The 12629-nt window shown below is 65.3% G+C and carries 1 protein-coding gene; it reads left to right on the top strand.

The annotated features are described in order from the left end of the window. The first annotated feature begins 165 nt into the window (after positions 1–165). Positions 166–12063, top strand: coding sequence for a CARDB domain-containing protein (locus ACPDIT_RS15030; RefSeq protein WP_423444873.1), 11898 nt, complete (start codon positions 166–168; stop codon positions 12061–12063). Positions 12064–12629: the final 566 nt, after the last annotated feature.

Below are 12629 nucleotides of genomic sequence, written 5' to 3'. Positions count from 1 at the left end.
GCGAATGCGCTGGGGTTTGAGCGGCAGGGGACCAACCAGTGGGCCCGGCTGCTGGGGTACATCCGCCAGGGCGACCCCGGCGATGTGTTTGCATTGGGCAACCTGGCCGCTGGCACGGAGATCCACCTTGCTTACTCGAAACCTCTGAGCAGCGGCCTTGCAGGAGTGCTGAGCGTTCTGGATAGTGCGGGAAACACGCTCGCCACAGGTGCGCCCGGCGCGACGAACCTGGTGTATCTCGTTCCCATGGGACAAGGAGGCCCTTACTATGCCAGAATGCAGCCGGGCCAGGCGGGTTACACAGGACAGGCTCAAACGGCCCTCCGCTTCGACGGCGGGAACGATTACGTGGACCTGGGGAGCTGGTCGCCCGGGACGAGGTGGACGGTGGAGGCGTGGGTTCGACCGACCAGCCTGCCCGGAGGGCGACGGGCGATTGCGGGTGGACTGGCCGAATGTCGGGACTGGGGCTTGGTGATGCAGGACGGCAGGTTGGGAATGGTCTTGCGCCCGCCCGGCGGGTGCTCCCAGACGGTGACCGCCTCGGAGCCCGTGACGCTCGGGTCATGGTACCATGTGTTGGCCACGTGCGACGGCCTGAGCGCCCGGCTCTACATCAACGGCCAGTTTGTCGCCGCCGCACCGGTAGATTCCAATTACGTGGCCACCGCTGCGGGCACGCGCATTGGTGGCGATGTCTGCTGCGGAGAGTACTTCCCCGGGTTCATCGACGCAGTGGCCATATGGGATCGAGCCCTGACCGGCCAGGAGATTCAGGAACGTCCCGGTGTGCCGTTGACCGGGACGGAACCCGGCTTGGTGGGCTATTGGCGCTTCGACGAGGGTCAGGGTCCCACCACGGCAGATGCCAGCCCCCAGGGCCGCCATGGCACCCTCCAGGGCGGTGTGACCTGGGTTGCGCTGGCGCCTTCGGGCGCCGCCGAGGCCGGCCTTGCGGCGCAATACCTTTTGCAGGTCCGGTTGGCCGACGCGTATCCGCCGGAGGTCGTTGCGGATAGCCTGCCGCCGCAGGGAACGCAGGTAACAGGATTGCTGGATCGCTTCAGCCTCACATTCTCTGAGGACCTCGAACCGGCGACGGTCAACGATGCCGGCAGTTATGAGCTGCGGGGTGCCGGACCTGATGGCCTCATGAACACCGCGGATGACCGGTTGTGGACAGTCACTCCGGCGACTGCCTACAGCAGCGGGACCACGGTGCAATACATCGTCCAAGATGCACCGCTGATTCCGGATTTGTACCAGTTCACGGCCACAACGGCACTTCGCGACCGGGCCGGGCGGCCCCTGGCGGCACCGTGGACCCGGCAGTTCGCGGTCGTCCAGATCCAGGGCTTCAGCACGGAGCAGGAGCCGAACAACAGTTATGCCACAGGATCGCCCGTGATCGTAACGAATACCCAGCCGGGCCTCTTCTCCGGTGGGGGGCGCGGCTTTCTGAGAAACAACAGCGATGTGGACTTCTGGCGTTTCGAGGCGCTGGCCGGTGATGTCGTGGTGATCGCAGCGGAGATTCCGGGCAACCCGGCCAACAGTGGGCTGAACTTCGTATTGTTCGGTCCCAACGGCGGCCAGTGGGGTTTCTGGAACGCGGCGAACAACGGCCTGCTTCAGACGGCGCCTCTCGTGCTGACGAACAGCGGCACGTACGCGGTGCGGGTGGGCGTCAACTGGGGGTATTACGCCGAGTATCGCGTGCGCATCTCCCTCTATCGGGATGGATTACCGGTGGAATTGGAGCCCAACAACAGCCTCGGCACGGCTACCGCCCTCGCCTTTGTTACCAACGGCACCAGTCGGAGTGCAATGGCGGCCGGCTACGTGGATACGGACGCCGATCTGGACTATTTCCACCTCGGGACCGTTCCCGCGGGCCATACCGTCTTCCTCCGGACCCGTCTGCCCGGGTCCAGTCCGCTGGTCCCGGTGGTAAGTTTGTACCGGCAGGACGGCACCTATGTGGCAGAGGCGGCGGGCGGGCGGCCGGGCGACGGCGTCGCCGAGGTGCGGATTGAACAGACCGCCGCTTATGTCGCGCTGGTGCGCGCCCTGGCCGGGTCGTCCGGGCTCATGAGCGAGTACGTGCTGGATGTCCTGGTCGTGCCCACAGCCGAGGTCATCTTCCCGAATCTTCAAGTGGTTCGCCTCGAGGTCCCGGTCACCAGCGGATTGCGCAGTGGAGATGCCTTCTCCTTCACCTATGCTGTTACGAATGTGGGTTCTCAGGCGACCCAGGTGGGCAGTTGGTTCGACCGCGTGGTGTTGTCGGCCGACGCGAAGATGGACGACGGCGATGTTGCCCTGGCGGTGGTGGCGCGGACAGGCGTGCTTCAGCCGGGCGAGGGCTACCTGGTGAATCGGACGGTCAATCTCCCGGATGGTATCGAAGGCACTTTCTACCTCATTGTCAAAGCCGACTATACGGACACAGTGAACGAGTTCCTGCTGGAGGGGGACAACGAGACCGCCACGGAACAGCCTGTTCAAATTGCACTGGCGGACTATCCGGACCTGCGCATCGAGGACCTGCAGCTGGCAGGGCCTGACGGAACCGGTACCTACAGGCTGGGCTGGAGCACGGTAAACCGCGGCAGCGGAACGGCGGCCGGCGGATTCAGCGACCGTGTGCGGGTGCGGAATCAGACCACGGCGACCACTTTGTTGGAGACGTCTTATTCGGTGGCGACGAATCTGGCGCCCGGCGCGGGGATCACGCGGGAGATCAGTTTCACGGCGACGCAGCCGGGTTTCTACCTGGTGGAGGTGCTCGCGGATGCAGAAGGTCGGCTGTTCGAACATGACGGCACCAGTCACGCCTCCGCCGAGGCCAACAACCTTGTTCAGACGAACTTCACCATCACCCAAATCTACACGTTGGGCTTGCAGGTGGTCCCGGCGGGGGCCGGGACCGTCTCGGGCGCGGGGCAATACCCGGCGGGCACCCTCGTCACGGTCCGCGCCGCGCCGGTCACGAATGTGGCCCCCTATCTTTTCCTGCACTGGGCCGAGGGAGGCGTGATTCGCAGCACCAGTGCCGAGTACAGCTTCAATCTCACCACGAACACCCTGTTGACGGCCGTCTTCGGCCTGCCCCAGTTCAATCTCGAAGCTTCGAACGCGCCACCGGGCGCGGGGCTGGTCCTGGGCACGGGTCGCTTTGCCTGGGGCAGCACGAACACACTTACGGCGCAGCCCGCGTTCGGGTACCGGTTCAGTCACTGGAGCGAGAATGGCTCCATCGTGAGCACGAATCCGCTGCTCACCGTGATCCTCTACAGTAACCGGCTTTTCGTGGCCCACTACGCGGAGGCGCATCTGATTCATGTGGTCACGACAGCCACCTCGCCCGAAGGACTGGCGGTGGTCACGGGAGCCGGCCTCTATACCAACGGCCAGACTGGAAGCTTCAGTGCCCCGCTGACCGTGACGAACGATCCTCCCGATTATTATGTCTTCCGTCGGTTCCTCCTCAATGGGGAGGTCTATACCACCAACGCGTCCTTCCAAAAGGTGTTTGCGACGACGGACCCCACCAACATGCACTTCGTGGCCGTGTATGAGCGGGTGGACGCCACACCTCCGGTTCTCGGTCCGATCCAGGTCACCCCCGGGGTGGTAACCGCCACGATCGCCTGGAGCAACAGCGAGCCCGTTACCGCCCGCGTCCTTTACGGGACGACCACGGCCTATGGCTTGACCAATGCCGTGGGCCAGTTCCGTACCAACCACAGCTTTGTCCTCACCGGGCTGAGCCCGGCGACGACCTACCACTTCCGGGTCTTGGTGACGGATGCCGCGGGGAACAGCACGAGCTCGGCAGACGCCACGTTCACCACGCTGAGCCCGCCCGACCTGATCCCGGGTGCCGTGCGGCTGCCCTCGTCGGCACAACCGGGCACCATGGTTCCATTGGTCTTCACCATTACCAATGCCGGCCCGGGTGGCGCCCGAGGGCCGTGGCACAATCTCGTCCTGATTTCACCGAATCCGGACGGCTCGGGTGCCGCGCCCCTGGGTGCGGTTGCCTACGATCCCGGCCCCGCGGGCCTCGCGGCCGGGGCCGCAATCACGGTCACCCAGCAGGTGATCGTGCCCGCGGTCGGGACCGGACCGCGGTGGTTCGGCATCCAGCTGGACAGTGGCAATGTGTTGTTCGAGACCAGCGAAACCAACAATACGGCCTTTGCCGATACCCCGCTGAACATCATCGCGACGGATCTTCGGGTGGCCCGCGTGGCCGGCCCCGCCTCTGCAACCTTTGGCCAAACCATATCTGTCACGTACGTGATCACCAATGCGGGCAGCGCGGCCGCCCTGGTGTCGTGGTCGGACCGAATCGATCTATCCACGGCCAGCAATGGGGTGGGAACCCTGCTTGGCACGGCGGCGGCGACCACGGTGCCCCTGGCTGCCGGTGCCAGTTACACGAACACGGTGCAGGTAACCCTCCCGTTGGCCGCGGGGGCGCAGCCGGGCCAGTTCCACCTGGTGGTGTGGGCTGATCATACCGATGCCGTGCCGGAGTCCAATGAGAACAACAACCGGGCGTCCGCGGCGTTGAGTGTTGCGCTTCCGCCCCTGCCCGACCTGGTGGCGGGTCCGCTCCTGGCCCCGACGAATGCGTTGCCCGGCCAGACGGTTGCCCTTGTGTACGGCGTCACCAATGCGGGCGCGGCACCGGCAGGGTCTCGGTGGTCGGAAACCGTTTACCTGGCCACCAACGCCGCGGGTGGCGGGGCGGTCGAATTGGTCACGTGGATCTTCACCAACACCCTCCCGGCCGGCCAGGGGCTGCTCCGCACGCAGACGGTTACGGTCCCTGCTTCGGGATTTGCAGGGAACCTCTGGTTTGTGGTGTGGATCGACAGTCGGGAGGAGGTGTTGGAATCGGCGGAAACCAACAACGCCGCCGCAGGTCAATGGCCGACGGAGGTGCCGGCGGTCCTCACCCTGCAACTGAGTGCCAACCAGGTGAACGAGGGGGCGTCGCAGCCCGTCATGGCCACGGTCACGCGCAACGGCAGCCGCGCGGCGCCTCTTGTGGTGAGCATCCAGAACGCCGATCCCACCGAAATCTCCGTGCCTGCGCAGGTCACGATCCCTGCCGGTGCGGCTTCGGCCACTTTCCCGATTGCCGGAGTGGTGGATGGCGTGGTGGACGGTCCGCAGACCGTCACCGTCGGGGTAACGGCTCCTGGTTACCCGCCGGCTCAGGTGCAACTGACGGTGTTGGATATCGACCGGCCGAGGCTGTATCTCAGCTTCGCCACCAACCAGGTGTGGGAGGGGGGAACACTGCAGGGGGTGCTGTCGCGCGATGCCGGCGCGGAACCACTCGTGGTGAGTCTGGCCAGCTCGAGCCCGGGCCAGTTGCAAGTGCCGGCCACGGTCGCTCTGGGCGCGGGCCAGACCAGCATTTCCGTGATGGTGTCGGGGCTGGATGATACGGCGCTGGAGCCGCCTCTGACGGTGGCGGTGAGCGCCTCGGCTCCGAATTACTTCGGCGCGACGGCGGAGGTCACCATCCTCGACGATGACTGGCCCTTGGTCTTGCTCGAGGTCGATCCGGCCCAGATCCGTGAGGGGGCCGGCCCGCAGGCGGCGCGGGCCCGACTGGTGCGGCAGCCCCTGTCCCCGCGCGCCGTGGACGTCGAGCTGGAAAGCAGCCATCCCGAGTTACTCACGGTTCCGGCACGCGTCACGATCCCCGCAGGCGAAACGAACGTGACCTTCTGGATCGCGGCTCGCGACAACGAGCTGGTGGAGGGTAGGCGCCAGGTGAGCTTGCGTCACTGGATCGTGGCCACCGGCAGTCGGATTCGACTGGCCGAGGGAATTCGCGCGGAGGTCACCGTCACGGATGACGATGGCCCGACACTGCGATTGGCGTTGGATCGGACCCTGGTGCCGGAGGGCCGGACCAACGCGGCGAGTCTCACTGTGACGCGTAATGCGGGCACGAACGTGGATCTTGTCGTTTCGCTGATCTCCAGTCGCACGAACGAGGCGCGGGTGCCGGCACAGGTGGTGATCCCTGCCGGTGCGGGCAGTGTCTCCGTGCCCGTCGACACGGTGGAGGATGGCGTCACGGACGGAAACCAGACGGTGAGTTTGACCGCGAGCGCGGCGGGCTTCACGAGTGGCTCTGCGACCCTGGTGGTGTCCGATGTGAACCTGCCGGATCTGATCGTTGCGAACGTGACCGTGCCCGCGGTGGCCGAGACCGATACCTACGCGGACATTACGTACACGCTGAGAAACCAGGGAGCGGTGGGATCGCCCTCGAATGCCGTGGCCCAGCGGGTGTATCTCTCCAGCGATCCGGTGGTGGGCGACGATGTGCTGGTATCACAGTACACGTTCAACGGCGCCCTGCCTGCGGGCAGTCAGTTCTCCCAAACACTGCCGATTCGGATTCCCCAAACCGCCGGGACTTATTGGGTGATCGTGGTGGCGGATGCGCAGGACGGGGTGGTCGAAGTTATCGAAGACAACAACGTAACCGTATCCGGGGCTCCCATCCAGGTTCGGCCTGCGTACACCGCCAGCGTGGCCACGGACCTGGAGGTGGCGCCGGCCGGGACTCCCGTGCCTTTGAGCGGGCAGGCCGTGCGGGCCAATGGCCAGCCGGCGGCTCATGCACTGGTGTCGATCCATATCAAGGTGCGCGACACGGTGCGAACCATCGCCGCGTTGACGGATGCGCTCGGGCGATTCAACACCACATGGCAACCCCTGCCCGGAGAGGCCGGTTATTACGAGATTTCTGCCGGGCATCCGGGTGATCCCATGCCGCCGCCGCAGGACGGTTTCTATCTGCTCGGCATCCGGGCCAGCCCGGCGCAGCCGGCGATTCGTCTGAGCGAAGGCAGCAGCGGCGGCGGTGCCGTCAGCCTCCAGAATCTGAGCGATGTGCCGCTGACTGACCTGACGGCCACGGTGATGTCACAGCCGCCCAACGTGCAGGTGCAACTGACCCTGCAAACGAATGTGCTCGCCGGCGGCGGGTCGGTGGCCCTCGGGTATGGGGTGTCCGCTTTGGACGCGACGTACACGTGGGGGTACGTCCAAATCCGCATCACCAGCGCCGAAGGGGTCTCTTTCGATCTGGCGCTGCGCGTCGATATCGATCCGCTGGTGCCGCGCCTGGTGGCCCAACCGGGACGACTGGAGGGCGGGATGAAACGCGGTGCCGTGCGCACGGTCACGTTCCAGGTGGTGAATCAGGGCGGCCTCGAGACAGGCCCGTTGACGGTGTCCCTGCCGCCGGTACCCTGGATGCGGGTCCTGTCGCCCAATCCCATGCCCTCCCTGCCGCCCGGAGGGACGAACGTTGTCATCCTGCAATTGGCACCGCCGGAAGACATTGCCCTGACGCTGCATCAGGGCTCCCTGGCCATCAACGGGCCCACGCATGGTATTTCCGTGCCGTTTGCCTTCCGGGCCCTTTCCGAGGCGCGCGGCGACCTGAGAATCCGGTCCGTGAACGAATTCACCTATTACGCTGCCGGATCGCCGCCTTTGACCAATGCCACCGTGCGGATTTATGATGCGGTCTCGCGCAGTCTGGTGACCAACGGCGTGACCGATGCACAGGGGCTCTTCTTCGTGCCCGGCCTCATGGAAGGATACTACGATCTGGAGCTGGAAGCCGAGCAGCACAATCCCCATCGGAGTACCATCTTTGTCGAACCGGGCATCACCAATGAAGTGGCGGCGTTCCTCTCTTACCAGGCCGTGCGTTACACCTGGACGGTGGAACGCATCGAGATCGAGGATCGTTACCGCATCACCATCGAGACCGAGTTCGAGACGGTGGTGCCCAAGCCGGTGGTCACGGTCGAACCCGCCGTCCTGGACGTGAGCGATCTGCGGATCGTCGGCCAGACCAAGCAGGTCAATCTGACCCTCCGGAACCACGGGTTGATCGCCGCTGACGACGTGACGATCAGTTTTAGCAGCCACCCGTTCTATTCGATAGAGCCCTTGATCTCTGAACTGGGACGGCTGCCGGCCAAGTCCACCCTGACGATTCCGGTGACCCTGCGACGAATCGGAGACTTTACGAACCCGGCGCCGGCGAGGCTCCACGCCGCGCAAGGTGTGCCGTGTGGCATGAATGGTCAGATCACTTACGCCTTCGAGTGCGGACCGTTCAAGGTGCCTGCCGGCGCGCCCGTGGGAGTCAGTGGCGTCCAGGGAGATTGTGGCGGCGGCGGCGGTGGCGGCGGCGGCGGCGGTGGCGGAGGCTGGAGTGGTTGGGGTGGCGGCGGGGGCGGCGGGGGCGGCGGGGGTGGGGGCAGCACCGGCTATAGTGCCCCGGCCATCAACGTCAATCTGCCCTGTGATGCGCTTTGCTATGTGTTGGCGATTGCCGGCTGCATCCCGGGTCCGGTCGGCTGTTTCTTTGCCGGGTTCAATTGCAGCGTCGGATTCGGCAACGCATACACGCCGGGAGACACCGCGTGGGCGGCAGCGGACTGTGTGGTGGGGGTGATCGGGTGCTTCCTTCCGTTCCCTGCCAGCTTGATCCCTTGCGCCTATTCAATTCTCCGCTGCATTCAGCAGAGTCTGGGACTGGCTCCGGACTTGGCCGCTGCCGGTGGGCCGCAGGACCAGGCGAACTACTTCGCGCGTGGCATCAAGGATTCGCTGAGCTTGTGGGAAGAAATCTTGGGGACCACCGCGGATGTGTGGATCAACGAGCAAACAGACAGTCGGCTGGGCGAATGGTGGGCACGATTCATGGCGGCAGTGGCCCAAGACTCGGAAGAAGGGCGCTGGGTCAGTGCTGCAGAGCGGGATGAACTTTTGAGCGGCGAACTGCCGCCGGGGGTGCCGCTCACGGAGATCCAGCGGTTCTTGAACCGGTGGAACCGGACCATGGACAATTGGAGCCAGGGGATCTGGCGGCCGGCCGAAGCGCCGCCGGGTGCGGATCTGGACTTCATCGACGCCGAGATCATGTACGGCAAGCTCCAGGTTGTCCGCACCTACCAGATCGAGGCCATGAACCGCGGGTTCGAGGATCCGCTCCAGGCCCTGGTGGAGACGGTGCGGCAGCGACTGCAGGAGGGACAAGGAGGCGGCGTCTGCGCCCGGGTCAAACTGAAGCTGGATCAGGAGGCGGTGCTCAGCCGCGAGGCGTTCCGGGCCACCCTGGAGATCGACAATTCCACCGGTTTCGCCGTGGACAAAATCCTCGTCGTGGTGCGGCTGACGGACGCCCAGGGTAACGATGCCACGGACCGATTTGGCATTCGACCGCCGGAGTTGAGCGGGCTTTCCGATGTCAACGGCACCGGGCGGGTGCCCGGCGGCAGCAAAGGCACGGCGCGATGGGTCATCGTGCCCACGGTGGACGCGGCACCGACCGAGCCCACCGTGTATTACGTCACCGGCGAATTCCGCTACGAGTTCAACGGGGCGCAGGTGAACGTGCCCCTGACACCCGTCCCGATCACGGTCAATCCCACCGCCCGGCTCACGCTGGATTATTTCCACCAGCGCGATGTGTACGCGGACGATCCGTTCACGGATCCCGTGGAGCCCAGCATTCCGTTCAGCCTTGCGGTCATGGTCCACAACTGGGGCGCCGGGGCGGCGCGCAACTTCCGGATCACCTCCGCGCAGCCGGAGATCGTGGAAAACGAGAAGGGTTTGCTCATCGACTTCAAGATCATCGCCACGGAAGTGGCGGGGCAGAGCATGACGCCGACGCTTACGGCCAATTTCGGCGATATCCCGCCCGGCGGTCGCAAGATCGCCCGGTGGCTGATGACCTCCACCCTCCAGGGCCTGTTTATCGATTACAACGCCACGTTCGAGCACCTGGATGGCCAGGGCAACCCGCGTCTGTCCCTCATTGACGAGGTTCGGATCCACGAAATGATCCGCATGGTGCAGGCGGGTGGACCTTTCGAAGATGGATTGCCGGACTTCCTTGTCAACGACATCGCCGACACGCGCGACCTGCCGGACACGCTCTGGCTCAGCGACGGGTCGTCCAACGCCGTCGCGCTCGTGACCAACGCCACCGTGAGCGGCACCCCTGGTCCCGGGAATCTTCAGGTTACACTCCGGGCCGACCTGCCTCCGGGCTGGAGTTATCTACGGGTGCCGGATCCGGCGGATGGCCGGTACCAACTCGTCGCGGCCCGCCGCTCGGACGGGGTCCTGATCCCGGCCACAAACAGCTTCCCAAATGTATGGGTTACGGATCGAACCTTCCTGGGCATGGGCAAGCGGCCCAGGTATGAAAACATCCTGCACTTGCTCGATTTCGACAGTCCCGGCCAGTACACGCTCATTTACGAGCCGCTGCCGACGCCCGACACCGAACCGCCCAGCAGTACGGTGGATGCCCTGCCCGCCGAAAGTCGGGCGTCGTTCCTGGTGCGCTGGACCGGCCAGGACAACCCCGGCGGCAGCGGCATTGCGAGTTACGACATTTACTACAGCGAAGATGGCGGTCCGTTCCAGCGCTGGCTGCACGCGACGACGGCGAACGGCGCCGTCTTCCAGGGCCGCCCCGGTCGCCGGTACGCGTTTTACGCCGTGGCGGTCGACGCTGCCGGCAATCGGGAGGCCGCCCCCGCCGCTCCGGAAGCCAGCACCCTGGTCACGATGGAGAACCGGGCGCCCGTGTTCGCTCCGCTGACCAATGTGGTGATCTGGGAGGGAAGCACTCTCAGCCTCGGTCTGTCGGCTCCGGATCCGGATGGCGATGCGGTAACCTACCAGCTCGGTGCGGGCGCACCTGCCGGTGTGGTACTGGAACCCAGCAGTGGGTTGTTGCGGTGGATCACGGCCGAGGCGCATGGCCCGAGCACGAATCTGATCCAGGTCCTGGCTTGGGACAGTGGCGTGCCCTCCCTCACCAGCACGCAGGCGTTCACGGTGATCGTGCTGGAGTCCAACACGCCTCCCACGTTGGCGCCTCTGACCAATGCCACCGTTGCAGAAGGATCGCTGCTGACCTTTGCGGTGCAGGCTGCCGATGCGGATCTGCCGCCGCAGGTGCTGCGGTTCAGTCTCGGCCCCGGCGCACCGGCCGGCGCCCGGATCGATCCCACGAACGGCGTGTTCCAGTGGCGGCCCACCGAGTTCCAGGGCGGCACCAACTACCTCATCGAGGTGATCGTCACGGACAGCGGCGGGCCGGCCCTGAGCGCCACGCAGACATTTGTGGTGACGGTGCTCGATACACGCGCAGACTTCCTCGTCCATGTGGGCGAGGCGGTGCTTCGTACGAACGCCAGCGGAGACCTGCCGCTGACCTTGCAGTCTGGCACGCCGCTGACACGCGTCGAGTTCACGTTGGCTCTCAACCAGCCGCGGCTTGCCAACCTCCGGCTCACCGGTCTGGGCAGCGGCGTGGGTTCGGCCAACCTCGTTCCCATCGACGACGGGACGTATCGACTCGAGTTCGAAGCGGCATCGGGTCAGAGCCTGGCGGGTACCGTTCCGCTGGCCCGTCTGGCGTTCGATGCGGTTCCTGACCCGCATTCTGGCGTAGTTTGGTTGCGGGGTGGTGAGGTCACAGGGCGCAGAGCCAACGCCCCGAGCGCCCAGGGCCGTGCCGGGGTGGGACGCGCGTTTATCGTGGGACCCGAGCCGATTCTGGATTTGCAACCCCAGGCCGGGCAGGCCGTCCTGACCTTGTATGCACTGCCGGGCCAGCTCTATACGATCGAGCAAAGCAGCAGTTTGACGCCGGGCGGCTGGCGCCCCATCCGGGTCGTAACCCCCACCGAGTTGCGGACGGAACTGGGCCGGTATCCCGCGGTCGCCCCCGCGCAGTTCTATCGCGCCCGCACGGGAGAGCCGCTGCCTCTGCTGGGGATTCGTCTTGAGCCCGGACAGATTGTCTTGGAATGGCTTGCGCCTTGCACGGGCTGCGTGTTGCAGCAGAGTCCCCGGCTCGGTCCGGGAGCCGTGTGGTCGACCAGTCCGGTACAACCTCAATTGGTGGGCGACCGCTATCGAGTCATTCTTCCGGTGGGTTCCCAGCCCCTGTTCCTCCGACTGGTTCGTCCCTGAGGGAAAGGCCTTCCAAGCCGGCCCGGAGTGCAGCCGGTTTTTCGTGGGGCGATTTCGAAGCCTGCGGAGCGACGCGTTCGCACTCCACGGCTCGTGGCGGTCCCCGGAGATGCGAGGTGCGACCCGGCTCCATCCGGAACTGTTTTATTGCTTGAACGTGGACTCGACGACTCTGCGCGTGAACGGTTGAAGCGGAAGCTGGTCGGCCCGGGGACAATGCCCAACCGCTCACCGGACTTACCTGTGCGGGGATTTGCCGGCACTGGTAGGATGCAACCTGCCCAACAGCGGCATGGCGGATCGGGGTACTCAGCGAATCACGCCCCGAGGAGGGGGATGAACCGATCGTGTATTCGAAGGCGGGACGAGAAGTGCTTTTCGCCTCCGTATGCCTGCATATTTCAAATTTTGGGCACCCTCGCAAAGCTCGGCGCAACTTCGAGGGTCCTCGGCACCAGAAATGCGGCTTCCAGTGTGCACGGGATGCCACGGGTCCATTGGCATGGCGAAAGCACGTCCGATCCACGAGCCCGGGGTGCTCCGAAGTCCCAAACCCGCCGCGCCCT

Origin of the sequence: Limisphaera sp. VF-2, from assembly GCF_049537125.1 — a bacterium.
Taxonomy (GTDB): domain Bacteria; phylum Verrucomicrobiota; class Verrucomicrobiia; order Limisphaerales; family Limisphaeraceae; genus Limisphaera.
This window is presented reverse-complemented; position numbering and strand designations above follow the sequence as displayed.